The organism is Microvirga alba (assembly GCF_015694465.1).
GTDB lineage: Bacteria > Pseudomonadota > Alphaproteobacteria > Rhizobiales > Beijerinckiaceae > Microvirga > Microvirga alba.
The window spans coordinates 534,639-561,243 of the sequence record NZ_JADQDO010000001.1; the positions used below are offsets into that span (position 1 = coordinate 534,639).

Genomic DNA, 26,605 nt, shown 5'->3' on the forward strand with positions numbered 1-26,605 from the left:
CAAAGATCGCCGAGCGTCCACTCCCACATCCACCCTGACCTTCCCCCTGCGGCGGCAATGCGGTCTTGCGTCCGACGCGCGGAGGTGTCACGGAGCGGGAATGGCTCTTCCTCCTCTTCTCCACCTTCAAGGCATCGCGCTCACATTTGGCGGCACGCCTTTGATCGAGAACGCCGAATTGTCGGTTTCCCCCGGCGAGCGGGCGTGCCTTGTCGGGCGCAATGGTTCGGGCAAATCGACCCTGCTGAAAATCGCTGCGGGTCTCATCGAGGCGGACCGGGGCAAACGCTTCGTGCAGCCGGGAGCGACGGTTCGTTACCTTGCTCAAGAGCCCGACCTGAGCGCCTTTGCGACCACGATGGCCTTTGTGGAGGCCGGATTGGGCCCGGGCGACGATCCCTACCGGGCGCGATACCTTCTCGAGCAATTGGGCCTCACGGGCGAAGAGAACCCAAGCCAGCTTTCGGGCGGCGAAGCCCGCCGGGCCGCGCTGGCGCAGGCTCTGGCTCCCGCGCCCGACATTCTGCTTCTGGACGAGCCGACGAACCATCTCGACCTGCCTGCCATCGAATGGCTTGAGAGCGAATTGAAGAGCCTGCGCTCGGCCATGGTGCTCATCAGCCACGACCGTCGTTTCCTAGAGAGCCTGTCCCAGGCCACGATATGGTTGGACCGGGGCATCACCCGCCGCATGGAGCGGGGCTTTGCTCATTTCGAGGCATGGCGGGACGAGGTCCTGGAGCAGGAAGAACTGGAGCGGCACAAGCTCGACCGCAAGCTCGTCGCCGAGGCGGATTGGCTGCGTTATGGCGTCACAGCACGGCGAAAGCGCAATGTGCGGCGCCTGGCCAATCTCCATGCGATGCGCCAGGAGGCGCGGGACCATAAGCGCTCCATCGGGACCGTCTCGATGAGCCTCACCGAGGCCGAGCAATCCGGCACCCTGGTCGTCGAGGCGGAGAAGATTTCGAAAACCTACGATGGCCGCCCTATCGTGGCGGATCTGTCTCTGCGCATCCTGCGCGGCGACCGGCTCGGCATCATCGGCCCGAACGGAGCAGGCAAGACAACGCTGATCAATCTTCTGACGGGCGTCATTCAGCCGGATCAGGGCCGGGTCCGACTCGGCTCCAATCTGCAGATGGTCACTTTGGACCAGCGCCGCATGAGCCTCGATCCCAACGCCACCGTCGCCGAAACCCTCACCGGGGGGCGCGGCGACACCGTGATCATCGGCGGGCAGGCAAAACACGTCATCGGTTATATGAAGGACTTCCTGTTCTCGCCGGAGCAAGCCCGTACGCCGGTCGGCGTGCTTTCGGGCGGCGAGCGCAACCGGCTGATGCTGGCCCGCGCCCTGGCGCAGCCCTCGAACCTGCTCGTCCTCGACGAGCCGACCAACGATCTCGATCTCGAGACCCTCGACCTCTTGCAAGAGATGATCACGGACTACGCAGGCACCGTCATCCTCGTCAGCCACGATCGTGACTTTCTGGACCGCACTGTGAGTTCCGTCCTGGTCTCTGAGGGCGAGGGGCGCTGGCTCGAATATGCGGGCGGCTACACCGACATGGTGGCCCAGCGCGGGCAGGGCGTTCAGGCGCGAACCGTCGAGAAGGAAGCAAAGCCGAAGAGCGGGGAAAAGACTACCCCGGCGCAAGCGACCCCAGCCGCGAAGCGCAAGCTCAATTTCAATGAGCAGCACGATCTCAAGACGTTGCCCAAGCGAATGAGCGAGATCGAGGCAAAAATCGCCAAGCTCCAGGATGTTCTCGCCGACCCGAATCTGTATTCCCGCGACCCGGGCCTGTTCGAGAAGGCCTCGGCGGCTTTGTCCGCCCAGCAGGATGAACTTGCGGCGGCGGAAGATCGTTGGCTCGAACTGGAAATGCTCAAGGAAGAGTTGGGCGTCTAAATCTTGAAAGCCCGCGCTTCTGCAGCGAACCGCGGGCTCTGAGGCAAGGGTTCAGGCGGCCATTTTCCGCGCCGCGTTCACCTGCGTGTCGAGGTGAGCCACGAGATCGGCCGGCAGGCCCATGAGCGCGATCAGGCTTTCCAGATAGTCCTTTTCCTCCGGCGTATTGACGTCGCCAATCGCCATGCGCGAGGCGACATAAAGACCCGCGGCCTGCTCTTTCGTCTGCGGCAAGGCGGCGATCGCACCCGGATCGGAGGGCTTCGACATCATGTCGAGCAAAAAGCCCTTCGCCTCGTTTCCAAGGCCAAGCTGCTGAATCTGATTTTGAATGCGGCCGATCTCGGCATCGTCGATATGTCCGTCCGACTTCGCGGCGGATATCATCGCCTGGACAAGCGCGACACGCATGTCGCTGCCCGTGCCGACCTTCTCCTCGTCGAGATGGAACCCGCTCCCTGCCGGGGGCGGGGCAGGGAGGCTGGCCTGCCTGCCGGCATCCGGCATCTGCTTTGCTTGCCAGTCCTGATAGGCCTTGAAAGCAACACTCGTCAGAACCGCGAGCCCACCGGCCTTGAGCAAGGAGCCGCCGGCCGATCGACCGGCCTTCGATCCCAGAATGAGGGACAAGAGGCCGCCGCCCGCCAAGGCTCCCATTCCTCCCGGAATTTTGGATGCGAGGTCTCCGAGCTGCGCCTGCAAATCACTGGTGTCCCCCTGAGGTGGCTGCGCGCCGCCCGTCTGCTTTTGATCACCCTGTTGGCCCTGACTCGCGAGAATATTCTCCAGAATGGTGCCGAGGCTCATGTCGTTTCTCCCTGTCGTGCTCGGAACGGCACCTTCTAAAGACAGGGCGTACGAAAGAGTTCCGCTCTGAAAGCCTCCTTTTACGGGCTGCGCCGGTCCCTCCGCCTAACCCGTGCGAAGGCACAAAAGGGCCGCCCGAATAGCCGGGCAGCCTCGTGTTAAATGGTCGTTTCGCTTAACGCGCCTTCAGGAACTCACCGACCTCGAGGAGAACGAATTCGTTGTCGTCCTGCTTGTTCGGCTCGCGGCTCGTGGAGAAGGGCAGGTTGTTGTCGTTGCCGACGATGATATGGCGCTCGTCGACGACATCGACGTTTTCAATCGTGAAGAACGGGAAGGTCAGCACACCCTCGTTCAGAGGCTTGCGCGCCTTTTTGTTCGGATCGGCGATCTGCATCAGGTCGATGTAGCCGATCTTGCGGACCGGGCCATTCACGTTCTGCTCCGAGAGCTCGACCTTGTAGACGCGCTTGAACTTGGCGATGTCACTGAAGCAATCCGGACGCTTCTGACCCTGCGGGCAGGCCTTATCGGCGGTGCCTTCGCCGTTGTCGCGCTCGATGATGAGGCCAGTCGTGGCGTCGATCATATTGAAATCGCCGATGGCGAGCCCGTTCTGCTCAAGAGCATATTTCCAATGACGGCCGGTCCACTTTTCAGCCTTCACATCGAATTCGAGGATCCGCAGATATTCCTTGCCGTCGGCGGTCTTCTCCCAATCCTTCTTTTCGGCGTCCCAAACGGGGCCTTCGAGAAGGGCATAAAGGAATTGGCCGTTCGGCGAAGAGGCCATGCCTTCGAAGCCCTTCGAACGACGGATGTTGAATGTGGACGATCCGGTCGGGATCGCGGGCGTCGTCACCGCGTAGTGGTCAGGGGAACGGACGACTTTGCCGTCGACCATGGTCTCGATCACGGCTTCTACCTTGCCGGACTTGTCGGTGCGGATGAGATAGGGGCCGAACTCCTCGCCGAACCAAATCTTGTCGCCGATGATCTGGAAGCTTTCGAGGTCGAAGTCTGAGCCGGTGAGGTAACGCTTTTCCGTGCCTTCATTGGCGATGCGGAACGGGACCTTCTTGTCCTGATCGCTGAGGAAAACGGTTTCCAGGCGCTCGACGCCGCCCTTGTCCCAATCCAGACGGTAGCGGTTCATGTAGAGCATCGAATCCGGCGAATTCGCCTTGGAGCCGAACCCATTGTCGGTCAGAACCCAGAACGTGCCGTCGGGCATCTTCTTGATTCCGGAATGGCCTTGGAGAGGCTGTCCTTTGAACGGCAGTTTCACGCCGGTCGGACGGTCAGCGGACGCTCCCTCGATGGTGCCGACTGCGTCGACGCGCTTGCCGGTGGTGAATTTACCAGAGATCTTGAGATCGGCTGGCGCATCGGCCGGAGCTTCGATGAAACTCTGAGCAGGCAGAACCGCATGGCCGGCAAGATTTGCAGGGTATTGCTGAGCGAGTGCGGGTGAAGCGAGCGCCACCACCAACGGAAGTGCCAAAGTCAGTCGGGTCGTCATGTCCTGATCTCCTGCTCAAGATTGAGCGGAGATTTTCTGGACGGGATCAATGTCACTCAGGCGACTGTCGCGTGACGCGCCGATGAATTCGAGCCGGTTGCCGAAGGGGTCTGCTGCATAGAATCGCCGGACGCCCGGAATGGCCTCGTCCCAGATCGGTTCGTAGCCGGAGAGGTGCAGCTTGCTCGCCAAGCCATCGAGATCCGCCACGAGGATAGCCGGATGCGCCTTGGAGGCCGGACGGAAATCCGCCTCGACCCCTAGGTGAAGTTGGACCTGTCCGCTCTTGAACCAGACGCCGCCACGCGCGGCGAGGGCGGGAGGTTTCGGCACCTCCTCCATCCCTAAGACCCCGATATAGAAGCGGCGGCCCTCGTCTTCGGAACCGGGTGGGATAGCGAGCTGGACATGATCGATACCGAGCATCAGGCATCCTTCCGATTGGCCACGACCTCCTGCTCGATGGCCCCGAAAATCGAATGACCTGCCGCGTCTCGCATCTCTATACGGATCGTGTCGCCGAACCGCATGAAGGGCGTTTTGGCCTCTCCATGCGCGATCGTCTCGATAGTGCGTTGCTCCGCGATGCAGGAATAGCCGAGGCCGCCCCCCGCGATGGGCTTACCCGGGGCCCCGTCGCGATCCTTGTTGGACACCGTGCCCGAGCCGATGATGGTGCCCGCGCAGAGAGGCCGGGTCTTGGCCGCGTGGGCGATCAGCGTCGGGAAATCGAAGGTCATGTCCACCCCGGCATTCGGTTTGCCGAAGGGATGGCCGTTGAGGTTCGAGAGCAGCGGCAGATGCAGCTTGCCGCCCTCCCAGGCATCACCCAATTCCTCCGGCGTGACCGCGACCGGTGAAAACGCCGAGGACGGCTTCGACTGGAAAAAGCCGAACCCCTTCGCGAGTTCGGCGGGGATCAGATTTCTCAACGAAACATCGTTCACAAGAAGGACAAGCCGGATCGCCTCGGCAGCTTCCTCCCGCGAGGCGGCCATTGGCACATCGCCTGTGATCACCGCGATCTCGGCTTCGAAGTCGATACCGTGGGCCTCATCGATGGCCAGGATCGGGTCGCGCGGGCTGAGGAAGGAATCCGAGCCGCCCTGGTACATCAGCGGGTCCGTCCAGAAAGAGGCCGGCATCTCAGCCCCGCGGGCCTTACGCACCAGTTCCACATGGTTCACATAAGCCGAGCCGTCAGCCCATTGATAGGCGCGGGGCAGGGGTGACGCGCAGTCATGCTCATGGAAGCGGAACGAAGGAACCGAGCCATGTTCGAGCTGTTCGGCCAGATCCCGGAGCCGGGGCGCGACTAATTCCCAATTGTCCAAGGCTTGCTGCAAGGTCGGAACGATGAAAAAAGCATCCGTTGCGCGAGTCAGATCCCTTGAGACGACGACGAGACGGCCGTCACGACCTTGCTTGAGGGAAGAAAGCTTCATGGCCACCGTCCTGGGTTGTTATGATGCACTCAGCTTGCAACGGAAAGCTTAGCGGGGAAATGCCTATGACGACATCGATGTTGAAAAGAAGAAGCTTCCTTAAAGGGGCGGGCCTTGCGGCTGCTGCCGGAACCGTTGCTGCGCCTGCGATTGCGCAGTCTGCGCCGGAAATTCGTTGGCGTCTGACCTCGAGCTTCCCGAAATCGCTCGATACGATCTTCGGCACGGCCCAGATTTTCGCGAAGTACATGGCGGAGGCCACCGACAACAAGTTTCAGATCCAGGTTTTCGCCCCCGGCGAGATCGTCGGCGGTCTGCAAGCGCTCGATGCCGTGCAGAACGGCACGGTGGAATGCGCTCATACCCCGACCTATTACTACCTCGGCAAGGAGCCGGCGCTGGCGATCGGGACGGGGCTTCCGTTCGGCCTCAATGCGCGCCAGCAACATGCCTGGTGGCATTTCGCGGGTGGCAAGGAGCTCATCAACGAATCGCTTGCGAAGTTCAACGTCACTTCTCTGGTCTGCGGCAACTCCGGCGCTCAAATGGGTGGATTCTTCCGCAAGGAGATCAACTCCGTCGACGACCTGAAGGGGCTCAAATTCCGCATCGGCGGCCTGGGCGGCATGGTGCTCGCGAAACTCGGCGTGGTGCCGCAGCAGCTAGCGCCCGGCGACGTCTATCCGGCGCTTGAGCGCGGTACTCTCGATGCGGCCGAGTTCGTCGGTCCTTATGATGACGAGAAGCTCGGATTCCTGAAGGTCGCCAAATACTATTACGCGCCCGGCTGGTGGGAGGGCGGCGCGATGCTGCATCTCATCATCAACCAGCAGAAATGGGACGAACTGCCCAAGCAATACCAGGCCATCATGTCCCAGGCGTCCGAGGCCGCGAATAACTGGATGTTAGCGAAATACGACGCCGTGAACGGACAGGCCCTGCGGCGCATGATCGGCGGCGGGGCGGAACTCCGCACTTTCTCACCCGCGATCATGGAGGCCTCGCTCAAGGCGGCGAACGAGCTTTACGCGGAACTCTCCGCCAAGAGCCCGGACTTCAAGAAGGCCTACGATTCGATGGTGGCCTACCGGGCCGACGTGCTGCCCTGGTGGCAGCTCAACGAATACGCGTTCGACACCTTCATGATCCGCACGCGCGGGCGCAGCTGAAGCATGCCAAGACAGGCCGGTGCCCTGGCGCGCCGGCCTTTTTTATCGCGGACAGGCCGCAACCTTCACGACGGCTCGCGTTGGTCGGGATTGAAGTGCTTCTTCAGATCCCGCCAGCAATCGATGTAGTCCTTCTGCAGAGTCGGCAGTTCGGCGGCGTATTTGGTCACGCGCTGCGGAAAACGCGTTTCGAACATGAACGCCATGGTGCCGGTGAGCTTCACGGGCTTCAATTCGACATTGCTTGCATGATCGAAGGCCGAGGCATCCGGCCCATGCGGCAGCATCTGATTGTGCAGGGACATGCCGCCCGGCACGAAGCCTTCGGGCTTTGCGTCGTAGACGCCGTAAACCAGCCCCATGAATTCCGACATCAGGTTGCGGTGATACCAGGGCGGGCGGAATGTGTTTTCAGCCACCGACCATCGTTCCGGAAAGATCACGAAATCCACGTTCGCTGTACCGGGCGTCTCGGAGGGCGCGGTCAGCACCGTGAAGATCGATGGATCAGGATGGTCGAACAGGATCGCCCCGACCGGGGAGAAATGGCGCAGGTCGTATTTGTAGGGCGCGTAATTGCCGTGCCACGCCACCACATCGAGCGGCGATTGGTCGATCTCGGTGCGATAGAGTTCGCCGCCCCATTTCACATACAGGAGCGAGGGCTCCTCCTTATCCTCAAAGGCCGCAACGGGGGTGAGGAAGTCGCGCGGGTTGGCGAGGCAGTTCGCCCCGATCGGACCACGATCCGGCAGGGTGAACGCCCCGCCATAATTCTCGCATATGTAGGCCCGTGCCGGTCCGTCGATCAACTCGACCTTGAAGATCACCCCACGCGGAATAATGCAGATCTCGCCGGGCTCGATCTCAATGATGCCGAACTCGGTACGAAAGCGTAAGGAGTTCTCTTGCGCGACAATGAGATATTCCCCATCGGCGTTGAAGAAATACTCGTTCTCCATGGAGCTGGTAACGAGGAGGACGTGGGCCGCCATGCCGACCTGGGTGTCGGAATCGCCAGCCGTCGTGATCGTGTGCAGGCCCGTGACGAAGGTCACGTCATGGCCAGGAAACGGCGTCGGGTCCCAGCGCAATTGGCCCAGCGGCAGGTCGCTTTCCTCGCGCGCGGCCGGGGCGGTGCGCATCAACCCCTTGTCTATTTTCACATAACGGCCCGAATGCTTGACCGTCGGGCGGATGCGATAGAGCCAGGAGCGCTGATTGGTGGCCTGTGGAGCCGTAAAGGGGGAACCGGAAAGCTGCTCGGCATAGAGGCCGTAGTTCAGCTTCTGGGGCGAGTTGCGCCCGAGGGGCAGCGCGCCCTCCAGGGCTTCCGTCTCGAACGAGTTGCCGAAGCCCGACATATAGCCGGGCGCGATGGCGCTTTTGCGTTGCTCAGAGGATCGAAGACCCGAGACGTTCTGCACGTTCATCATCATCTCCCTCGAAAAACCGATTGCTTGGGCCCGAAAGGACCTGCCATCTCGGCTCACAAATGTGGTTGCTTGCGCAACGGAATTGACTTATTGGTTGCATGAGCAACGGTTTCTGTCAACGATGGCATCACGTTCCACAGCGAAGAAGGAAGCCCTCAAAACCCTTTTGGTTCTTGAGCGTTTCCTGCCTTATCGGCTCAATGTCCTGGCGAGTTTGACCTCGAACGCGCTGGCGCAAATCTATGCGGAGCGCTTCGGTCTCTCGATCCCGGCCTGGCGGGTCATCGCCACGCTCGGCCAATATGATGTCCGCACCGCAAGGGACATCGCGACCCACGGGGTCATGCACAAATCGACGGTCTCGCGCGCTGTGTCGTCCCTCGAACAGCGGGGCCTGATCGTTCGTCGCCCGAATGAGGATGACCGGCGCGAAGAGTTGCTGGCCCTCACGCCCGAGGGAAGCGCCATCTACGAATCCCTGGCCCCACAGGCCTTGGCCTTTGAGGAACATCTCGTTTCCGTTCTCAAGCCGCAGGAGCAGGAGTTGCTGGTGTCCCTCATCGACAAACTCAGCCGCCACGCCCGGTCGTTGACGCGCGAAGGGGAGGGCGAGGCGTGAAGCTCTATACCTATTTTCGTTCTTCCGCGGCCTTCCGGGTCAGGATCGCTCTCAATCTCAAGGGCCTCGCTTACGATTCCGTGCCGGTGAACCTCCTCAAGGGCGAGCAGCAGGACGAGGCTTATGGTGCGGTCAATCCGCAACGGCGGATCCCTTCGCTCGAGGTCGGCGGCGAGGTGCTGATCCAGTCGCCCGCTATTCTCGAATATCTCGACGAGACCCATCCCGAGCCGCCTCTCCTTCCGGTTGGCGCGGCGAACCGCGCCAAGGTTCGGGCGGTGGCGAGCATCATCGGCTGCGACATTCATCCGCTCAACAATTCCGGCACGCTCTCCTATCTCAAGCACAAGCTCGGGCACGACCAAGCAGCCATCGACGAATGGTATGCCCATTGGGTGCGCCAGGGCTTCGACGCCATCGAGACCCTGATTGAGCCGGGCCCGTTCGCCTTCGGCTCCCGCGTGACGCTCGCCGATATCTATCTGGTGCCGCAGGTCTTCAATGCCCGGCGCTTCAACATCCCGCTCGATGCCTACCCGAAGATCGTCGCGGTGGAAGCGGCCTGCGCCGCACAAAAAGCCTTTCAAGACGCGGCCCCGGCTCTCCAGCCCGACGCCGCCTGACAAAATCGCGCATCCGCCGGCCCGGCGGTGCGTTGTTTCGACAAGCTGGCTCGTTGAGCCGCAGGCATACCAGGAGGAAAGCCATGGGACCGTTCCCGCACGATGCGCCGCCGCCCGCCATTTCCGAAGAGAACCCGATGGGGACGGACGGTTTCGAGTTCGTCGAATTCTGCCACCCCGATCCGCAGCAGCTTGATCGCCTGTTCAAGACGATGGGCTTCAGCCTCGTGGCGAAGCACCGCTCGAAGAACGTCCTGCTCTACCGGCAGGGCGACATCAATTTCATCGTGAACGCGCAGCCGGGTTCGTTTGCCGAGAAATTCGCCAGCCAGCATGGACCGTCCGCGCCGGCCATGGCGTTCCGGGTCGTCGATGCGAAACATGCCTATGACAGAGCTTTGTCCCTGGGAGCGAAACCGGTCCAGACACATGCTGGCCCCAATGAGCTCGAAATCCCTGCCATCGAGGGCATCGGCGGCCTGCAGATCTACCTGGTCGACCGCTATGGCGCGAAAGGCTCCATTTATGACGTCGATTTCGAATGGATCGGCGAGCCCGACCCCAAGCCGCAGGGCGTCGGCCTTCACTACATCGACCACCTGACCCACAACGTCTATCGCGGGCGGTTGACCGAATGGGCGGGCTTCTATGAGCGGCTCTTCAATTTCCGCCAGATTCGGTACTTCGACATCGAAGGAAAACTCACGGGCCTTCATTCCCGCGCCATGACGAGCCCTGACGGCAAAATCCGCATCCCGATCAACGAAGATGCCGGCGAGACAGGGCAGATCGAGGAATATCTGCAGGAGTATAAGGGCGAGGGTATCCAACACATCGCTCTCGGCGCACTCGATCTCTATGACTCGATCGAAAAGCTCATTGGCGTCGGTCTCGAATTCATGCCGGCGCCGAACGAGATCTACTATTCCAGGGTCGACAAGCGCCTGCCGAGCCACGGCGAGCCCATCGAGCGGCTTCGCAAGAACGGCATCCTCATCGACGGTGAGGGCGTGGTCGAGGGCGGTTTCACCAAGGTCCTGCTCCAGCGCTTCGGCAAGACCGCGATCGGGCCGATCTTCTTCGAGTTCATCCAGCGCAAGGGCGACGAGGGATTCGGCGAAGGCAACTTCAAGGCACTCTTCGAGTCGATCGAGGAGGATCAAATTCGCCGGGGTGTGCTGAAGCCGAAGGTCGCCTGAAGCGATTCCAAATCACGATTCGATGAGGCCGGGCTTGTCCCGGCCTCATCATTTTGGAGGGCTGGGGCGAGATCTTAACCGCAGGACGCCTCTGGTTATTCACAGTGCGGCATGGTTCGTCAGGGCCAATTTTCGCGGATGAAACACGAAGGACGGAACGAAAAAGCCCTTTATTATTAACGGCTTGTTAGGCCATTGTCCCAAGCCTTGCCGAAAGGTAAATTTCGGACGTCGAAACGTGACCTTTGTGCAACATTCTCTCGAAAAGCCCCCCATGTCGCCCCTTTTGCGCCTTCATTCGGTTGCTTGCGGGATCGTGCTGGCTAATGTGGCTCCAGCGACGGGGGCACCCCAGTCGTCATTTGGTGGGTTCAGTTATTCGGACTGGGCCGCCAGGTCACTAGGGGAAATGGGACGTGTTTTACGCTTCGTAGAAGCTGTCGAGGCACAAAACCCGGCCCCCCAGGGTCTCAAAACTTTGGAGGTCAACCATGAAGCTCGTTAAGAGCCTTCTTCTCGGAACGGTCGCGGGTCTCGCCGCCGTTGCCGGAGCTCAAGCTGCCGATCTTCCCGCGAAGAAGGCTGCTCCTGTTGAGTACGTTCGCGTCTGCTCCACCTACGGCGCAGGCTTCTTCTACATCCCGGGCACGGAAACCTGCCTCCGCGTCGGTGGCCGCGTTCGCGCTGACTACCTGTACGGTGAGCCGCTCGACCGCGCCAACGATGCCATCGGCTTCCGTGCTCGCGGCCGTATCCAGGCAGACGCTCGTACGGCGACGGCTTATGGCCTTCTCCGCACGTTCGTTCGCTTCGAGATCACCCGTTCGTCCGGCACGCCGTTCGGCAACACCGGCGGCATCGGCACCAGCCCGCAGGTTGCTGAAGCTTTCGTCCAGTTCGGTGGCCTGACCGCCGGTCGCGTGACGACCTTCTTCGACAACGGCGATCTCCCGACCGGCCACATGGGCACGCTCCGCTTCTCGGACTCGCCCGACGTTGACCTGTTGGCCTACACCTTCACGTTCGGCAACGGCTTCTCGGCCAGCATCTCGCTGGAAGACGGCCTCGAGCGTCGTGACAACGGCTTCGTCGCCGGTGGCCCGGCTGCTACCGCTCTCGTGTACGCTGGTCAGCGCGTTCCGGACGTCGTCGCTAACGTGAAGTACACCGGCACCTGGGGTACGGCTCAGCTCTCCGGCGCTGGTCACCAGCTCCGCGCTGCCAACCTGGTCACGATTGCTGGCTTCACTGACACCCCGGACACCGAGTACGGCTTTGCCGTTCAGGGTAACGTCGGCATCAACCTGCCGATGCTTGCTCCGGGTGACGCCCTGTGGCTGAACGCGGTCTACGCGAACGGCGCTCTCGGCTACATCACCGGTGGTTCGACCAACTCGATCACCGATGGTAGCCTCAGCGGCAACTTCGTCGACGGTTATGTCAACCCGATCACGGGTAACATCGTCCGTGGCCGTGGCTGGTCGGTTGCTGGTGGTCTGCGTCACTACTGGACCCCGCAAATCCGTCAGAACGTGTTCGGTTCGTACGCTCGCGTCGAGTACGGCGCTGGCGCTTCGGCGATCACGCCTGCTGGCTTCGTCACCGGTCTGAACGACTTCAACGAATGGCGCGTCGGCACGAACGTGTTCTGGCAGCCGGTTTCCGGTCTCGATATCGGCGTCGAAGTTCTCTACGCTCGCATCGACCCCCGCGGCCGCGTCGCTCTTCCGGGCAACGTCTCCGCTGGTTCGGACAGCGCCTGGGAAGGCCGTCTCCGCGTTCAGCGCGACTTCTAATCGGTTCAACCCGATTGGTTAGGGAAACCCCGGTGGCAACACCGGGGTTTTTCTTTTGTCCTGCGGGCATGCTGCAACGACTGGGTGACGCTCGAACGGACCTCGTTGCCATCAAAATCGGGAGCCGATAGACCGAACCGGGGTTCGATCCGCGCTGAACAGAATTGCTTGTGGCGCCGAGTGTTCTCCGGAGCTTGCTCGATCCGACAGCTCGCAGAGGGTTTCAGAACCTCATTTTGTCACATTTGTCTCGCGCAGAGCCGGTTCTCACGTCCGTGGAAAATGCCCTAAGGCTGGATTTCCGCTTGGTCGATCCAATGCTTGATCGTGCCGAGCAAGGCGCCCTCGATGATGGGGGCGTGACCCTGGTCCGGCACCGTGACGGCCGTCAGGCGCGGATGGCTTTCTTGCATGCCGCGCAGGGTTTCAGAGGTCAGCAAGTCCGAGTTGCCGCCTCGGATGGCAAGCACTGGATATGGCGACAGGCCCCCGAAAAGAGGCCACAGAACGGGAAGCGGCACTTCGAGATCGAGTGTCTCGAGCGTCTTCATAAGTTTCGGGTCATACATCAGCACCAGACGACCGCTCTCTTCGCGCCAGGTTCCGCGTGCCATCTTTTCCCATTGCGCATCCGTGAAGTTCGGAAACTGCGCGTCTGACATCTGCTTGAGAACCTGTCCGGCTTCGCTCATGGTCCCTGGCACGGGAAGCTTACCCACATAGCTCCTGATGCGGATCAAGCCTTGGCCTTCAAGAACCGGCCCGACATCGTTGAGGACTGCTCCGCCTAGCAGCGTCGGGCGCACCGCGCTGAGCGCCATGGTGATCAACCCGCCGCGTGAGGTGCCGACGAACACCGCCTTCTCGATTCCGGCGACGGTCAGGACCTGCAGCGTATCGTCGAGCTCGATGCGGACGTCATAGTTGCGCCAGTCCTTGTCCCATTCCGAACGCCCCCGGCCACGGTAATCCAGGGCGAGGACGCGACGCGGGCGAGCCGAGTCGTTGCTCAGCGCCTCGGCGAGGTCATGAAAGTCCTCGGATGTCCGTGCGAGGCCGGGCAAGCACACGACCGGCAATGCTCCGCCGAGTTCCGGCCCGTAATCGCGCGCATAGAGCTGCAAGCCATCGGCTGCCGATACGAAGAGATCGCGAAAGCGGGCATTCATCTCGAATCCTGACATTGTTTCAAGGGGCCATCCTGCCTCAATCCGCAGGCCGTGTCGCTTCCGTCACCGTCGGGGTCTCCGGCGCCCTAACTTATTGGAAACGATCGGCTAACGGCTTTGGAGCAATTCGAGCCAAAGCCATTGTGAGTCAGGGTATCTTCCACAGACGCGGGAGCCGGTTCTGCGCGAGGCAACGTTTTTAGAGCCCTTTGCGATTCAATTGGATCGGACGGCTCCTAGCGTGGCCCGTTGCGGCGCCTCGACCCCTCGCAGCCGCTGTCGATAAACCTGAAGGTTTTCCATGACCCTTTGAACGTAATTACGGGTTTCGGAGAAGGGAATGCGCTCTACCCAATCGATCAGGTCGACCTGAGGTTGGCGTGGGTCGCCATAGGTCTCGATCCACTTTTTTACGTTACCGCCGCCTGCGTTGTACGCGGCGAAGGCAAGCACCTGGGAACCATTCCAGGCTCCCATCAGCTCTCCAAGATGCGCCGATCCGAGCCTTGCATTGTAGGAGGGGTCCTCAATGAGCTGAGTGACGTCGAAACCGAGGCCATAGCGCTGGGCTGTTTGTTTCGCTGTCGCCGGCATGAGCTGCATCAGCCCGCGCGCACCGGCGGTGGAGATGGCCCGCGGATTGAAGGCGCTCTCTTGCCGGGCAATGGCATAGACCATCGCAGGTTCCACCGCCTCGCCGACCGGTTCGAAATCCGGGATGCCAGCGAGGGGGTAAGCGTGAAGGTCGAGAGGAAAGCCCCGTTGCACTGCAATTTTGCCGACGGCGAGCACCGCGCGCGGGTTCTGCTGGGATGCGGCGAGCGCGGCCAAGGCGTCGAGTGAGCCCGGAGTGTCGAGCGTTTGCGCCAGATCGATGGAGAGAAGAAGGGCGAGCTCGTTTTCTCCGATCTGCTGCAACAGCCTGAAGGCTTGAACGGGAATGAGAGCGTCGAAAGCCTTGCGCTCGTCCACGTTCAGCGGGTCGACCGTCCTCAAGGAAACCGTCTGGCCGAGTTTTTTCTTGGCGAGTTGGCCGTAATAGGTCGTCGGCATGTCGGCCGCGCGGGCGAAGAACAGGTTGGCGTCCGCCTCTGCCCCGGCCGCCTCCGCCGCGCGGGCCTGCCAATAGGCGACGCGAGAGACGGAAATCGGAGTCGATGCGGATTTCGCCGCTGTCGCGAAATGCCGCGCGGCGGTCGCCGGGTCCTTTAGGAACCGCAAGGCGATCCACCCTGCGTGGAATTCAGCCTCGATCTGCTGTGACGGACTCTCGGCGGCGTGGTGGCTTGCCACGTTGTAGGCTGTCTGCGGGTCGCCCTTGTCCAGAAGCGCGCGAGCGATCAGGCGCTGTTGCGTCCACCATTCATCCCCATCGACGCGAAGGTCAGGATCGCGCGGGGCCTGCATGACGACCTTCGCCGCCTCCGCCAGCTGATTGCTGCGACGGAGGAAAAGCGCGCGCGAGAACAGATAGGACGCATCGCTCCGCAAGGCCGTGGGGACTGCGGCGAAGGCCTTCTCGGCTTTGCGCTTGCCCTGATACAGTCCGATCCGGGCCTTCACGAGGGTGGCGTAATCGCCTCCGGCGTAGCCTGCCGCGCGCGAGGCTGCGCCCCAGTTTTCCTTCAAGAGAAGGCGCTCCATGCGGAAGCGGTGATCAGCCGTTGTCAGCACGCCGGGAAACCGGTCGAGGATACGGCTTTCGATGTCGTTGCCGAACGTGTCCTCCCGCCAGGCATATTTGACGGCCGCTGCCGCTTTCCCGTCAAGGCCGTCGGTCTTGAGGGCGAAAGCGAGGGCGATGCGACCCGCACTCGTCGCCGGTGGCTGCCGGGCAAAGAACGCGCGGACCTGGGATGACGGTCGGCGCTCCGCCAGCAAGGCTTCCTCGGCCCGACGCCGGATCAGAGGCGTCGTGGGCCAGCTCCCGTAATCCCGCTGGAACGCCATGATGCGGTCGAAGCCGACAGGGATTCCGCTGCGAATGGCGAACCAATCGGACAGTGCCATCGCCGCCGGTTGGGACAATTTCGATTTCAGGATGTGGGCCTCAGCCAGATCGTCACCGCGATAGGCCTTGAAGATCAGCGGCAGATAATCGGCGTCGCTCAAGGCTTGGGTCGGAGGCACATCGCCATCGAGGGAACCCGTGACCGCCGCATCCGGAACGGTTTCGACCGGGTTGAGAGGCGGAAAGGCGAGGGCGGGGCCGACCGTCGCGACGAAGGCCGAAACCTGAACCAGGGCCGCGGACACCATAAGGCGCAGGACAAGGCGCGTTTTGAGGCTCATGGAATCCCGCGAATGTCTCGATCAAGTGACGTTCCCCTTGAGGAAACACCAAGCGCCGGGCTAGGACAACAGCCTAAAGGGCGGTTTGCGCCGATGCGCCGCAGCTCTTATGTGTTAAGTCCCCCAGGGGTTAAGACCCGCTGCTTCTTTCTTGAGGATGATCCATGACCCAATTCAAAGGCTCCATCACGGCTCTGGTGACCCCCTTCAAAGACGGAGCCGTGGATGAGGCGGCCTTCCGGGCCTTCATCGATTGGCAGATCGAGAACGGCACGCACGGGCTGGTTCCCGTCGGCACCACCGGCGAGAGCCCGACGCTCAGCCACAAGGAGCATGACCGGGTCATCGAGATCTGCGTCGAGCATGCGAAGGGCAGGGTGCCCGTCATCGCCGGCGCCGGCTCCAACAGCACGGCGGAGGCGATCGGCTTCTCCAAGCACGCGGAAAAGGTCGGCGCCGATGCTGTGCTGATCGTGACGCCCTACTACAACAAGCCGACGCAAGAGGGCCTCTACCAGCATTTCAAGGCCATCAACGACGCTATCGGTATTCCGATCTTCATCTACAACATCCCCGCGCGCTCGATCGTCGACATGTCGGTCGAGACCATGGCGCGGCTCTTCGAGCTGAAGAACATCGTCGGCGTGAAGGATGCGACCGCCAACATGGCGCGCGCCAGCCAGCAGCGGCAGGCCATGGGGCCGGATTTCATCCAGCTCTCCGGCGAGGACGCGACGGCTCTGGGCTTTAATGCCCATGGCGGCCACGGCTGCATCTCGGTCACCGCGAATGTCGCGCCGCGGCTTTGCGCCGACATGCAGGAAGCCAGCCTGAAGGGCGATTACGCGACGGCCCTGAAGATCCAGGATCGCTTGATGCCCTTGCACAACGCCTTGTTTATCGAGACCAATCCATCGCCCGTGAAATACGCGGCTTCCGTCCTCGGCCTCATGGATGACACCGTGCGCCTGCCCATGCTGACCGTCTCGGACAGCACGAAACAGGCTGTGCGCTCGGCAATGGTCCATGCGGGCCTGATCAATACCTGACGGCTATGAAGAACGATCCCAAAACTGGTCATCGCGTTGTCGCCGACAATCGCAAGGCGAGGTTCAACTACGAGATCATCGATACCTATGAGGCCGGCATTGCGCTGACAGGGACGGAGGTGAAATCCCTCCGTCAGGGCAAGTCGACCATCGGCGAAGCTTATGCCGGCCCCTCCGGAGAGGAGTTCTTCCTCTTCAACGCCTATATTCCGGAATACCTTCAGGCGAACCGCTTCAACCACGAGCCGAAGCGGCCCCGGCGGCTGCTTTTGCACAAGCGTCAGATCGACAAGCTGATCGGCGCGACCCAGCGCGAGGGTTTTACGGTGATCCCGCTCAAGATCTATTTCAACGATCGCGGGCGGGCAAAGGTGGAGCTCGGTCTCGGGCGCGGCAAGAAATTGCACGACAAGCGTGAGACGGAGAAGGAACGCACCTGGAACCGGGAAAAAGCGCGCCTGATGCGCGACAAGGGCTGACATCAGGCCGGCGCTTGCGCGGCGGCCTTCAGATCGAGCGACATTTTTGGGGAGCGCGCCTTGGTTTCAGCAGAACCTGGGCGCGCTCTTAGCTTTTGTAAGGGGCGCGTATTCGGCGAAACGGCTGCGCTTCGCCGAAGGGCTCTCAGACCTCGAATTCGTCGTCCTGGCCTTGGCGGATGCCGTAGCGGCGCTCCAGGCCCGCGCTGGGCACTTGCGCTTGGGGCGGGCGCGGCCGCTCGGGGCGGTCGCCATTCTCGCCGGGGGCGCGCTGAGGACGCTCTGACGGATCTCGTCCGATGCGCGAGGCCAATTGCGACAGATCGAGGAACTCATCCGCCTGACGGCGCAACTCATCTGCCACCATGGGCGGCTGCGTGGTCACGGTCGAGACGACGGAAACCCGGACGCCCCGGCGCTGCAGGGCTTCCACCAGCGACCGGAAATCACCGTCGCCGGAGAAGAGCACCATGTGATCGATGTAAGGAGCAAGTTCGAGCGCGTCGATGGCGAGCTCGATATCCATATTGCCCTTCACCTTGCGGCGACCCGCGGAGTCCACGAACTCCTTCGTGGGCTTCGTCACGACCCGGTAGCCGTTGTAATCGAGCCAGTCGATCAGCGGGCGGATGGAGGAGTATTCTTGGTCTTCCACCAGAGCGGTATAGTAAAAAGCGCGGACCAAAGTGCCGCGACTTTGAAATTCTTTAAGCAAACGCTTGTAGTCTATGTCGAAACCAAGAGTCTTTGTCGTAGCGTAAAGGTTGGCTCCATCGATGAAGAGCGCGATCCGTTGCTGACCTGACATAAACGTTCTCTTTGTGGATCGGCCAAGGTGCTGACAACAGCCATGTTTAACAAAGCGACATCAAAATTATTCGCGCCTGAAATATAATTGCGCGACTGATTTGCGACGTGCCTGTTAACAGGCTGCTATAAACCCATCAGACGAGTAAAAATGATAACGCCGGTAGTAAAGCGGTCCAGGTTCTAGGTGTCAAGTTCATGACACCTGAAATATCAATCACTTGGCGGAAGGATAAACATCTTTCTAGGCTTTCAGATTGCGGCTTCCCGGCTTCACGGCGGGCAGGGCCGCCAGTTCCGGGGGAAGCTGATCCGGCGCGTAGGCCGGGATGTCGAGCTGCACCAGGGACACGAGGGGTGCGCCGAGATCCGCCTTGCCGCCGGAGCGGTCGATGAGGCACGCCGCTCCCAGGATCGTGCCCGGATGCTCGCGCAGGGCCGCGAGGCATTCGCGGGAGGAAAGACCCGTGGTCACGATGTCCTCCACCATGACGACCCTCGCGCCTTCGGGAATCGCAAAGCCGCGGCGGAGCACGAAGACACCGTTCTCGCGCTCGACGAAGATTGCCTTGCAGCCTAGATGCCGCGCAGTCTCATAACCCGGTACGATGCCGCCGACGGCAGGCGAGACCACGTAATCGACCTCGCCGTAGGCTTCCCTAATCTTCCCCGCGAGCGCCCGGCAGACCCGCTCCGTGCGGGCGGGGTCCTGGAACACGAACATCTTCTGCAGGAAAACCGGGCTGTGCAGGCCCGACGAGAGAACGAAATGTCCTTCCAGCAACGCACCGGCGGAACGGAATTCATCAAGGACTTCGGTGGGGGTCATGGCCTGTCTCTCCTGCACGAGCGCTGTTTGGCAGGTGCCTTTGCGAGAGGCAAGGGCAAACGAATCTCCAATTCGGCGGAATAAAATCTGGAGACGACCGTCGCTCAGCGGAGGATGCTTGACCCAGCGCCGATGGAGAGACCGCAGACAACGATTGCGACGAGAGCGAAGATCAGGTCGCCGCGCCCAAAGCGCGGTGCGTTCAGGACCGTACGAGGCGCGTCCGGTGAGAGGCCGCGCGCTTCCATGGCAATCGCGGTGCGGCCAGCGCGGCGGATCGCAAAGGCAAGGAGCGGGATCACGAGGCTGAAGAGCTCGACGGGTCCGGGAAACCGTCGAGGCGGACGGCCGGATTTCATGGCGCGGGCGAGGCGCATCTGCTGCGCTTCCGAGGCGAGATCGGGCACGAGCTGCATCGCAGCGAACAGCGAATAACCGATCCGCGCCGGCAACCTGCAATAGACCATGAAGGCCCGAACCGCCGCGCCCGGATCAGTCGTGAGTGCGAAGAAGACGGAGATCGTGCCGCAGGCGATGGCGCGCAGGAACAGCGTGATGCCGGCTGAAAAGGCGGGCGTGGCGAACAGGGATTCCCCCGCCATGCGCAAGGCGAAGTCGCTCTCCTGGCGAAAGAGCAGCGAGGTCGTGAGGAAGCCTAGCCCGAACAGCGCGAACGGCACCATCAGGGCGAGAAGAAGTAGCGGTGAGGTGCGGTTGAAAACGATCAATGCGAGCGCCGGGATGACGATGCACGCGACCTGGAAACGCGCATCGAAAACCAGGACGGCCGCCGTGAGCCAGATGATGCAAACGAACAGCTTGGTGATCGGATTGAGCGCTTTCAGCATGCCGCCACCTGCTGCAACCATCGCCGTGCCGGCGCGCAGGATGGTTCCGCCAATCCGGCTCGCTTGAGGAGTTGCGGATCGCTGAGGAGAGTTTCCGTTGGCCCGTCGGCCAGAAGGCGTCCCTCGCCGACGATGATGCAGCGGGTGCACAGCTTCAGTGCGAGGTCCATATCGTGCGAGATGATGGCGATGGCACGGCCCTTCTCGCGGAGAGCCAGGATCTCCGCCGTCAGGGTTGATGCTCCGTGAGCGTCAAGGCCCGCCATCGGTTCGTCCAGAACCAGCAGCGGCCAGTTTTCGCCAATGGTGAGCGCCGCAAGGGCCAAGCGCCGTTTCTGCCCCTGCGAGAGTTCGAACGGGTGGTGACCCTCAAAGTCTGTCAGCCCCCATCTCGCGAAGGCATCCGCCACGCGGCGACGCTTTTCGTCCTCAGCCATCCGCTTCGGCAGCGCGGTCAACATTTCCTCGCGCACCGTGTCTGCGACGAACTGGTTTTCGGAGCGCTGGAAGGCGAGGCCGCCGGGCGCGCCGCTCCTTGTGCCGCCTTTCAGAGCCAGAACACCGGACAGGCAGGCTCCGAGCGTCGACTTGCCCGCGCCGTTCGCACCCAGGATGCCGAGGATTTCCCCCTCGTGAATGGCGAGGTTGATGTTGCGCAGGATTGTGGGCCCCAGGAATGGCGCGCAATCGGCGCCCGTAAGACGCGCCATTAAGCTTGGATTGGTCGTAGTCACGACAGGTCGGGCCGACCGCTCCGCGACGAATGTCTCTACGGCGGGGCGAGCCCTTTCGATCCTATCCAAGGATGTCGAGGCGGGGTCGAGATGCGCCAGCGCCTCCTCAACGGAGAGAGGCGCGATGGGCGGAGCAATGCCCGCTTGCGCCAGCGCGGCGTCGAGCGCGGTCGAAGCGGGACACCATATGCCGAGCGACATCAGCAATTCGCGCTTCTCGCGAAAGATCGCGCGCGGATACCCCTCGGCGATGAGCGTGCCGTCCTTGCCCAAAACAACCATGCGGTCGATCGCCTGGATCAGCCCGTCGAGCCGGTGGTCCACGATCAGGATGCTGTGGTCGGGCTCGGCCTTTGTCAGCAGCGCATGAAGGCGGCCTGCCGCTTCCGGCGCGAGATGCGCCGTCGGTTCGTCGGCCACGAACAGGGGCGCATTCTGTACGAGCGTCGCCGCAAGGGCCGCCAACTGACGTTCCCCGCCCGAGAGGGTCGATGAACGCCGTTTGCGCCAGTCTTCCGGCAGACCAACGCGCTCCATCGCGCTCGCCACGGCTTCCTCGATGAGTGCCGGCTGCATCGCGCGGTTTTCGAGGGCGAAGGCAATTTCGTCCTCGACGCGCATGCCGCAGAGGGTTTGGTCGGCATCCTGGAAGTATTGCGCGACATCAGCGGCCCAGGCCCAGGGCTTGCGCGCATGCGCATCGCTCCCGAAGAGGCGGACGGAACCATCGACCTCGGCGGGGATGCTCTGCGGGATCAGCCCGGTCAGGGTCAGCAGAAGCGTCGACTTGCCGGAGCCCGAGGGCCCGAGAAGCAGAACCCGTTCTCCGCGTCGGATCTCAAGAGCGACCGGCCCCACCGCATCGCGCTTGGCGAAGGGATAGCGAACCCGGACGCCTCGCCATTCCGCCGCGGGCGGGTTTTCAGGCAATCGCGGCTCGCTTGTCATGGTCGATGACCAAGCCCCCAAGCGCCCCGGTTTTGTAGAGTGCTTCAACGATCACATGGCCGAGCCAACCGCCCAGTAGCGCGCCGCTCAAGCAACGAAGCACGAACATGGCGATCAGCACGGTCGGTTGCAGCGCGCCGTAATCGAAGCGGATCCAGGTATAGGCGAACGAGAAGATCGCCGCGCCGACGCCTGCTGCCATCAGGACCGGGAGCGAATAGTTCCGCCACCGGGTGGCCGCGAAGACAAGTTCCGCGCCTGCCCCCTGGACCGCGCCTGTCACCAGGAGCAACAGTCCGGCAGGGCTGCCGAGCAGGATCTGCACGGCTGCTGCCAGAAGCTCCGCGGTGAGGGCGACACCCGGCTTGCGGATGATGGCGGCGGCAACGATGGAGGCGACGAACCAGAAGCCCATCACCACGTCCATGGTCAACGAGCCGAAGATGGCTTGCGCGATCAGCCAAACCTGCACCCAAGCCAGATACAGCACGGCGAACACCGCTCCGAGCACGGTGACGATAAGGGTTTCCTTCAGAGTCCAGCCTCGACGAGCAGACATGCGGTTCCTCCAAATTTTAAAAGGCGGATGACGAGTACGCTTACGCGGCGGTCGGGCTGTTGGCCGAGACCTTGATGTCGAGCGCAACATGGCCTTCCGGCGCGCCAAAGCGCAGAAAGGCTTCGCTCAGAGTCGCAAAGACCTGGCCCGCATCCCCACGCAGCTTGGTGCAGAAGTTCTTCGACCGATCGAAGACCCCGGACTGCTTCAGGAAATCGATGCAGCCATAGATCTCGTCCATGTGGTGGCCGCTGCCGAGCGGATAGAGCGAGAATTGAGCAGCCACGATCTGGCCGGTCATGGGGGCCGCCGCGGCATGCGCGATAGCCGAAGCGATCCGGTCCTCGAGAGGAAGGTCGTGCTCGCTCCGCCCGATAGGCGTGCAGATCGGATCGTCGGGCTCACCTGGACAGCCACGCGAGACGGTGGCGGCGAGGACGCAATGCGTGCCGCTGCCCGCCGCCGCGACGAAGAGATCGCGCATGGCGGGAAAGAGCTGGTCCGGCGGCCCGACGAGCAGGGTGGAAATATCGTCGGTCTCGATCCGGAATGCGGGCCGATATGGTTCCAACGCGCCGATGGCGTCGAGGATGACGCGGACGAAATCGTCCGTCATCGGATAAAGGGAAATCTGTGCGCCGGAAAACATGGTCGCCTCGCTCCGCTGGTATTACCCAGATCAGCTTGAGGGTCCGACGGCTTCGCGCCACCATCTCAGCCCCGGCGATACGGAGCACCCCTGTCGAATTGAGGAACGCTTATCATCTTTCGCTACGGAAGCGCAATCGCGATCGACGCGCCTTTGTTCCTTGAAAGCCCCTGATCTTTAGCGGCGCTCACCCGCCGCCTGCACGAAAGCGTCAAACAGCTTGTTGCCCGGATGCTCGGTGAGCGTGAAAGCTTCCTGGTGCCATTGGAGGCCGATGGCGAAGCGGTGGGACGGAATTTCGATGGCTTCGATCACGCCGTCATCCGCTTGGGCGGCCACAACCGCCCGGTCGGAGACCTCGACGACCGCTTCTTGATGGCGGCTGTTCACCTCCATGCGCGCGGCGCCGACGATGCGCGAGAGCATCGTGCCGGGCATGATGGAGACGGCATGGGAGGCAGTGCGGTTGTCGTGGTCGAGAATATGCGCACCGGTTTCACGCACCTTATGCACCATCCGGCCGCCGTGGAGACACGCCAGCATCTGCATGCCGTTGCAGATCCCGAGGACCGGCTTGTCGCGATCAAGGAACCCGCGCATGAGCGCCTGCTCGACGGCGAGGCGTTCTGACGCCGGATAGCGCGACTCGTCCCCCACATACCATTCGCGCGGGAACTGGATGCGCCCGCCCACGCTGATGAACCCGTCAAACTCCGCGACGACCGTTTCGACCATCTCGGCGAGATAGGGAATGCCGAAGGGCATGCCGCCCGCGCGATGAACCGCGGTGAAATAGGTCTTGGGCATCTCATATCCGGTGCCGCCGACGCTGGTGTTCTCGTCCATGATGACGGCAATGCGAGGCTTCGCGCTCATAGCTTTTCTTATCCGTTGACCCGGTCGACGCGGCTGACCACGCGCTTGGCGCGCAGTTCCGCGATGATGGCGTTGAGGTGTTTCAGGTCCCAGACGGCCAGATCGATGGTCAGGTCCGTGAAGTCCTGCGTGCGGCGTTTCATCGACACATTGTCGATATTGCCGTCATGGTCGGCAATGACCTGGGTGATCTGCGCGAGCGAGCCCGGTTCGTTGATCGATTGCAGCTTGATGCGCGCCGGGAAGCGCTGGCGGTCATGGACCTCGAAGTCCCAACGCACGTCGATCCAGCGATCCGGCTCGTTGTCGAAGGCGGCAAGCGACGCGGACTGGATCGGGTAGATCGTCACGCCTTCGCCCGGCGTCAAAATCCCCACGATGCGGTCGCCCGGCACCGCGCCGCCCTCCGGTGCGAAGCGGATCGGCATGTCGGAATTGAGCCCGCGAATCGGAATGCCGCGTTGCATCTGCTCGGGGCTCTTGCCGTCGGCCTGACCGGCGGCCTCGGCTGAGATTGCGCGCCGCTCGTCCTTGTAATCGGGATAGACGGCGCGAACCACGTCGCCGGAGAACATCTCACCCCGACCCACCGCCGCGAGCACGTCCTCGATGGAGGCCCGGGCCAAACGGGGGAGGGACCCTTTCAGCTTCTCGTCGGAGAAGAGGCGGCCCGCGCGCTCGAAGGCGCGTTCGAGGATCTGATGGCCGAGGCCGGTATATTGTCGTCGCACCGCGGCGCGGGTGGCGCGCCGGATCGAAGCGCGTGCCTTGCCGGTGACGACCAGGGATTCCCACGCGGCCGGAGGCGTCTGGCCCTCGGAGCGGACGATTTCGACCTCGTCGCCGTTCTGCAATTCCGTCAGAAGGGGTGACATCCGCCCATTGATCTTGCAGCCGACGGCGGTGTTGCCGACGTCCGTGTGGACCGCGTAGGCGAAATCGATGGGGGTTGCGCCGCGCGGCAGCGCGATGAGGCGCCCCTTCGGTGTGAAGCAGAAAACCTGATCGTGGAAGAGTTCGAGCTTCGTATGCTCCAGAAATTCTTCCGGATTGTCGCCCTCGGCCAGGAGGTCGATGGTGCGCCGCAGCCATTGATAGGCGCGGCTCTCCTTGGCGAGGCGGGAATTGTCGTTGACGCCTTCTTTATACAGCGCGTGCGCGGCGATGCCGTATTCCGCGATCTCATCCATGTCGCGGGTGCGGATTTGCAGCTCCACGCGCTGACGGCCGGGGCCTATCACGGTGGTGTGGATCGAGCGGTAATCGTTCTGCTTCGGGGTCGAGATGTAGTCCTTGTAGCGCCCCGGCACCATGGGCCAGGTGGTGTGGACCACGCCGAGCGCGCGATAACATTCGTCGATGGTGCCGACGATCACGCGGAAGCCGAAAATGTCGGAGAGCTGCTCGAAGGAGACCGATTTGCGCTCCATCTTGCGCCAGATCGAATAGGGCCGCTTCTGGCGGCCCGTCACCTCGGCCTCGATCCCTTGCGCCTTCAGCTTGGCCGTCAGGTCGTGCTCGATTTCCTCTACCAGCTTCTCGGCTTTGGCGGTGACCTCGCGAAGGTGACGGCTGATCGCCTCATAAGCCTCCGGGTCGAGATTCTGGAAGGCAAGATCCTCCAGTTCCTCGCGCATCTCTTGTATACCCATGCGCCCGGCGAGCGGCGCGTAGATGTCGAGGGTCTCCTCGGCGATGCGCTTGCGTTTCTCCGGCGGCATGAATCCGAGCGTGCGCATGTTGTGCAGACGGTCGGCGAGCTTGACCAGAAGCACCCGCACATCGTCAGCGACGGCCAGAAGCAGTTTCCGGAAGTTCTCGCCTTGCGCGGCCCGTTTGGACACGAGGTCGAGTCGCTTGATCTTCGTCAGGCCGTCGACCAGTGCCCCGATCTGGGGGCCGAAGGACTTGGTGATCTCTTCCAGCGTCGCCTGGGTGTCCTCGACCGTATCGTGGAGAACGGCCGCCGCGATGGTGGCATCGTCGAGCTTGAGGTCCGTCAGAATGGCAGCGACTTCAAGCGGATGGCCGAAAAACAGGTCGCCCGAGGCCCGCTTCTGGTTGCCATGCGCCATCATGGCGTACACGTAGGCCCGGTTGAGAAGCGCCTCGTCGGTCGAGGGGTTGTAGCGCTTCACCCGCTCGACAAGTTCGTACTGGCGCATCATCCGGCGGCCATCTCCTTTTCAGTTCCGTGTAGTCGACTGAAGTTAAAAGGATATTGTGGGACGGGGCAGATCCGCAAGATTTCTGATTGCCTCATGGTCGCCGGACAACAAAAAAAGCCCGGCGCAGGGCCGGGCTTTTAAGAAAAGGTTCTTCCGCGAGGCTTATTCGCGCTCGTCGTCGTCCGCGCTGCTGCTCGGGGGCACGAGGCCCTCGAGGCCGCGGAGCAGGTCATCTTCGCTCATACGGTCGAACTGAACATCGGCATCATTGTCGCTGCCGGCAGATGCAGCCGCTGCGGTGTTGCCGAGCAGAGGAACAGTTTCCGCCTCCGGCTCGTCCACCTCGACATATTTCTGCATCGAGTGGATGAGCTGCTCCTTCAGATCGTCGGGAGCAATGGTCTCGTCCGCGATTTCGCGCAGAGCCACGACGGGGTTTTTGTCGCGGTCGCGATCGATGGTCAGCGGCGAGCCCGAGGAAATCAGGCGAGCGCGATGGCTGGCCAGCAGCACGAGCTCAAACCGGTTGTCGACCTTGTCGATGCAATCTTCGACGGTCACACGAGCCATGAAGAGGCTCCTTCTAGCTGTACGAAAATATCGGAAGACGGGCTAAGTACACCCGGCGGCGCAAGAAAACAAGGGGAAGCGACGACGCTCTTCCCCC

24 protein-coding genes and 1 riboswitch are annotated in these 26,605 nt (G+C 62.2%); of the genes, 8 read left to right on the top strand and 16 right to left on the bottom strand.

All coding sequences use genetic code 11. From position 1 onward, the window contains the following. Positions 1–100 precede the first annotated feature (100 nt). Entirely contained in the window at positions 101–1,915 is a 1,815-nt protein-coding gene (locus tag I2H38_RS02440; protein WP_196270196.1) for an ABC-F family ATP-binding cassette domain-containing protein, read from the top strand. Positions 1,916–1,966: 51 nt separating this feature from the next. Here I2H38_RS02440 and I2H38_RS02445 read toward each other — a convergent pair whose 3' ends face one another. The 4 genes from I2H38_RS02445 to I2H38_RS02460 all read right to left on the bottom strand — a co-directional run bounded on the left by I2H38_RS02445 (position 1,967) and on the right by I2H38_RS02460 (position 5,689). Further along, positions 1,967–2,722: a tellurite resistance TerB family protein gene (locus tag I2H38_RS02445; RefSeq protein ID WP_196270197.1), complete on the bottom strand. Its 756-nt coding sequence runs from the start codon at positions 2,720–2,722 to the stop codon at positions 1,967–1,969. Between the two features lie 175 nt (positions 2,723–2,897). After that, entirely contained in the window at positions 2,898–4,244 is a 1,347-nt protein-coding gene (locus I2H38_RS02450; RefSeq protein WP_196270198.1) for an esterase-like activity of phytase family protein, read from the bottom strand. 15 nt (positions 4,245–4,259) lie between these two features. Further along, a complete protein-coding gene (locus I2H38_RS02455; protein WP_210324646.1) occupies positions 4,260–4,670 on the bottom strand; it encodes a VOC family protein in 411 nt (136 codons plus the stop codon). Next, the gene (locus I2H38_RS02460) at positions 4,670–5,689 is read right to left on the bottom strand and encodes a fumarylacetoacetate hydrolase family protein (RefSeq protein ID WP_196270199.1); all 1,020 of its coding nucleotides are present in this window, start codon (positions 5,687–5,689) and stop codon (positions 4,670–4,672) included. The genes I2H38_RS02455 and I2H38_RS02460 overlap by 1 nt, the downstream gene beginning before the upstream one ends. Positions 5,690–5,769: 80 nt before the next feature. Between I2H38_RS02460 and I2H38_RS02465 the strand changes: the two genes are divergently transcribed. Beyond that, positions 5,770–6,858 carry a TRAP transporter substrate-binding protein gene (locus tag I2H38_RS02465; RefSeq protein WP_196270596.1) on the top strand — a complete coding sequence of 363 codons (1,089 nt, stop codon included), beginning with the start codon at positions 5,770–5,772 and terminating at the stop codon, positions 6,856–6,858. Positions 6,859–6,923: 65 nt separating this feature from the next. Here I2H38_RS02465 and hmgA read toward each other — a convergent pair whose 3' ends face one another. Then, positions 6,924–8,297, bottom strand: coding sequence for a homogentisate 1,2-dioxygenase (gene hmgA / locus I2H38_RS02470; RefSeq protein WP_407663999.1), 1,374 nt, complete (start codon positions 8,295–8,297; stop codon positions 6,924–6,926). Between the two features lie 118 nt (positions 8,298–8,415). Between hmgA and I2H38_RS02475 the strand changes: the two genes are divergently transcribed. From I2H38_RS02475 to I2H38_RS02490, 4 genes are all read left to right on the top strand, one after another. Continuing rightward, positions 8,416–8,913: a MarR family winged helix-turn-helix transcriptional regulator gene (locus I2H38_RS02475; protein ID WP_196270200.1), complete on the top strand. Its 498-nt coding sequence runs from the start codon at positions 8,416–8,418 to the stop codon at positions 8,911–8,913. Continuing rightward, a complete protein-coding gene (maiA, locus tag I2H38_RS02480) occupies positions 8,910–9,536 on the top strand; it encodes a maleylacetoacetate isomerase (protein WP_196270201.1) in 627 nt (208 codons plus the stop codon). Before I2H38_RS02475 ends, maiA begins: the two co-directional genes overlap by 4 nt. Before the next feature lie 83 nt (positions 9,537–9,619). Further along, entirely contained in the window at positions 9,620–10,735 is a 1,116-nt protein-coding gene (hppD, locus tag I2H38_RS02485) for a 4-hydroxyphenylpyruvate dioxygenase (RefSeq protein WP_196270202.1), read from the top strand. A gap of 491 nt (positions 10,736–11,226) precedes the next feature. Beyond that, positions 11,227–12,531: a porin gene (locus I2H38_RS02490; protein ID WP_196270203.1), complete on the top strand. Its 1,305-nt coding sequence runs from the start codon at positions 11,227–11,229 to the stop codon at positions 12,529–12,531. 287 nt (positions 12,532–12,818) lie between these two features. Here I2H38_RS02490 and I2H38_RS02495 read toward each other — a convergent pair whose 3' ends face one another. Both I2H38_RS02495 and I2H38_RS02500 read right to left on the bottom strand, forming a co-directional pair. Next, on the bottom strand, positions 12,819–13,700 hold the full coding sequence (locus I2H38_RS02495) for an alpha/beta fold hydrolase (protein WP_196270204.1): 882 nt from the start codon (positions 13,698–13,700) through the stop codon (positions 12,819–12,821). Between the two features lie 216 nt (positions 13,701–13,916). Next, positions 13,917–15,992, bottom strand: a complete 2,076-nt coding sequence (locus I2H38_RS02500) for a lytic transglycosylase domain-containing protein (protein ID WP_196270205.1) — start codon at positions 15,990–15,992, stop codon at positions 13,917–13,919. A gap of 164 nt (positions 15,993–16,156) precedes the next feature. Between I2H38_RS02500 and dapA the strand changes: the two genes are divergently transcribed. Together dapA and smpB are read left to right on the top strand one after the other, a co-directional pair. Further along, a complete protein-coding gene (dapA, locus tag I2H38_RS02505; RefSeq protein ID WP_196270206.1) occupies positions 16,157–17,041 on the top strand; it encodes a 4-hydroxy-tetrahydrodipicolinate synthase in 885 nt (294 codons plus the stop codon). A 5-nt stretch (positions 17,042–17,046) separates the two neighbouring features. After that, entirely contained in the window at positions 17,047–17,520 is a 474-nt protein-coding gene (gene smpB / locus I2H38_RS02510) for an SsrA-binding protein SmpB (protein ID WP_196270207.1), read from the top strand. A gap of 145 nt (positions 17,521–17,665) precedes the next feature. On the opposite strand, the gene I2H38_RS02515 is transcribed toward smpB, so the two are convergent. The 9 genes from I2H38_RS02515 to rpoZ form a co-directional block, all read right to left on the bottom strand. Then, positions 17,666–18,328: a LabA-like NYN domain-containing protein gene (locus tag I2H38_RS02515; RefSeq protein WP_196270208.1), complete on the bottom strand. Its 663-nt coding sequence runs from the start codon at positions 18,326–18,328 to the stop codon at positions 17,666–17,668. A 243-nt stretch (positions 18,329–18,571) separates the two neighbouring features. Beyond that, on the bottom strand, positions 18,572–19,156 hold the full coding sequence (pyrE, locus tag I2H38_RS02520) for an orotate phosphoribosyltransferase (protein ID WP_196270209.1): 585 nt from the start codon (positions 19,154–19,156) through the stop codon (positions 18,572–18,574). A gap of 104 nt (positions 19,157–19,260) precedes the next feature. Further along, positions 19,261–20,004: an energy-coupling factor transporter transmembrane component T family protein gene (locus I2H38_RS02525; protein WP_196270210.1), complete on the bottom strand. Its 744-nt coding sequence runs from the start codon at positions 20,002–20,004 to the stop codon at positions 19,261–19,263. Next, complete coding sequence (locus I2H38_RS02530) at positions 19,998–21,686, bottom strand: ABC transporter ATP-binding protein (RefSeq protein WP_196270211.1); 1,689 nt, start codon at positions 21,684–21,686, stop codon at positions 19,998–20,000. The genes I2H38_RS02525 and I2H38_RS02530 overlap by 7 nt, the downstream gene beginning before the upstream one ends. Next, entirely contained in the window at positions 21,661–22,245 is a 585-nt protein-coding gene (locus I2H38_RS02535; RefSeq protein WP_196270212.1) for an ECF transporter S component, read from the bottom strand. Before I2H38_RS02535 ends, I2H38_RS02530 begins: the two co-directional genes overlap by 26 nt. Positions 22,246–22,285: 40 nt before the next feature. Next, entirely contained in the window at positions 22,286–22,894 is a 609-nt protein-coding gene (locus tag I2H38_RS02540) for a YkoF family thiamine/hydroxymethylpyrimidine-binding protein (protein ID WP_196270213.1), read from the bottom strand. Beyond that, a riboswitch (TPP riboswitch) is annotated at positions 22,885–22,996 on the bottom strand. (Overlaps the previous gene by 10 nt.) A 75-nt stretch (positions 22,997–23,071) precedes the next feature. Beyond that, positions 23,072–23,770 carry a gamma-glutamyl-gamma-aminobutyrate hydrolase family protein gene (locus I2H38_RS02545; protein ID WP_196270214.1) on the bottom strand — a complete coding sequence of 233 codons (699 nt, stop codon included), beginning with the start codon at positions 23,768–23,770 and terminating at the stop codon, positions 23,072–23,074. Positions 23,771–23,778: 8 nt separating this feature from the next. After that, positions 23,779–25,938, bottom strand: a complete 2,160-nt coding sequence (locus tag I2H38_RS02550) for a RelA/SpoT family protein (protein WP_196270215.1) — start codon at positions 25,936–25,938, stop codon at positions 23,779–23,781. 162 nt (positions 25,939–26,100) lie between these two features. Beyond that, a complete protein-coding gene (gene rpoZ, locus I2H38_RS02555; protein WP_196270216.1) occupies positions 26,101–26,508 on the bottom strand; it encodes a DNA-directed RNA polymerase subunit omega in 408 nt (135 codons plus the stop codon). Between the last annotated feature and the right edge of the window lie 97 nt (positions 26,509–26,605).

Coding starts and splice junctions, on each gene's coding strand:
- I2H38_RS02440 (WP_196270196.1), top strand. CDS start 101: ATGGCTCTTCCTCCTCTTCTCCACCTTCAAGGCATCGCGCTCACATTT.
- I2H38_RS02445 (WP_196270197.1), bottom strand. CDS start 2,722: ATGAGCCTCGGCACCATTCTGGAGAATATTCTCGCGAGTCAGGGCCAA.
- I2H38_RS02450 (WP_196270198.1), bottom strand. CDS start 4,244: ATGACGACCCGACTGACTTTGGCACTTCCGTTGGTGGTGGCGCTCGCT.
- I2H38_RS02455 (WP_210324646.1), bottom strand. CDS start 4,670: ATGCTCGGTATCGATCATGTCCAGCTCGCTATCCCACCCGGTTCCGAA.
- I2H38_RS02460 (WP_196270199.1), bottom strand. CDS start 5,689: ATGAAGCTTTCTTCCCTCAAGCAAGGTCGTGACGGCCGTCTCGTCGTC.
- hmgA (WP_407663999.1), bottom strand. CDS start 8,297: ATGATGATGAACGTGCAGAACGTCTCGGGTCTTCGATCCTCTGAGCAA.
- I2H38_RS02475 (WP_196270200.1), top strand. CDS start 8,416: ATGGCATCACGTTCCACAGCGAAGAAGGAAGCCCTCAAAACCCTTTTG.
- hppD (WP_196270202.1), top strand. CDS start 9,620: ATGGGACCGTTCCCGCACGATGCGCCGCCGCCCGCCATTTCCGAAGAG.
- I2H38_RS02490 (WP_196270203.1), top strand. CDS start 11,227: ATGAAGCTCGTTAAGAGCCTTCTTCTCGGAACGGTCGCGGGTCTCGCC.
- I2H38_RS02495 (WP_196270204.1), bottom strand. CDS start 13,700: ATGAATGCCCGCTTTCGCGATCTCTTCGTATCGGCAGCCGATGGCTTG.
- I2H38_RS02500 (WP_196270205.1), bottom strand. CDS start 15,992: ATGAGCCTCAAAACGCGCCTTGTCCTGCGCCTTATGGTGTCCGCGGCC.
- dapA (WP_196270206.1), top strand. CDS start 16,157: ATGACCCAATTCAAAGGCTCCATCACGGCTCTGGTGACCCCCTTCAAA.
- smpB (WP_196270207.1), top strand. CDS start 17,047: ATGAAGAACGATCCCAAAACTGGTCATCGCGTTGTCGCCGACAATCGC.
- I2H38_RS02515 (WP_196270208.1), bottom strand. CDS start 18,328: ATGTCAGGTCAGCAACGGATCGCGCTCTTCATCGATGGAGCCAACCTT.
- pyrE (WP_196270209.1), bottom strand. CDS start 19,156: ATGACCCCCACCGAAGTCCTTGATGAATTCCGTTCCGCCGGTGCGTTG.
- I2H38_RS02525 (WP_196270210.1), bottom strand. CDS start 20,004: ATGCTGAAAGCGCTCAATCCGATCACCAAGCTGTTCGTTTGCATCATC.
- I2H38_RS02530 (WP_196270211.1), bottom strand. CDS start 21,686: ATGACAAGCGAGCCGCGATTGCCTGAAAACCCGCCCGCGGCGGAATGG.
- I2H38_RS02535 (WP_196270212.1), bottom strand. CDS start 22,245: ATGTCTGCTCGTCGAGGCTGGACTCTGAAGGAAACCCTTATCGTCACC.
- I2H38_RS02540 (WP_196270213.1), bottom strand. CDS start 22,894: ATGTTTTCCGGCGCACAGATTTCCCTTTATCCGATGACGGACGATTTC.
- I2H38_RS02545 (WP_196270214.1), bottom strand. CDS start 23,770: ATGAGCGCGAAGCCTCGCATTGCCGTCATCATGGACGAGAACACCAGC.
- I2H38_RS02550 (WP_196270215.1), bottom strand. CDS start 25,938: ATGATGCGCCAGTACGAACTTGTCGAGCGGGTGAAGCGCTACAACCCC.
- rpoZ (WP_196270216.1), bottom strand. CDS start 26,508: ATGGCTCGTGTGACCGTCGAAGATTGCATCGACAAGGTCGACAACCGG.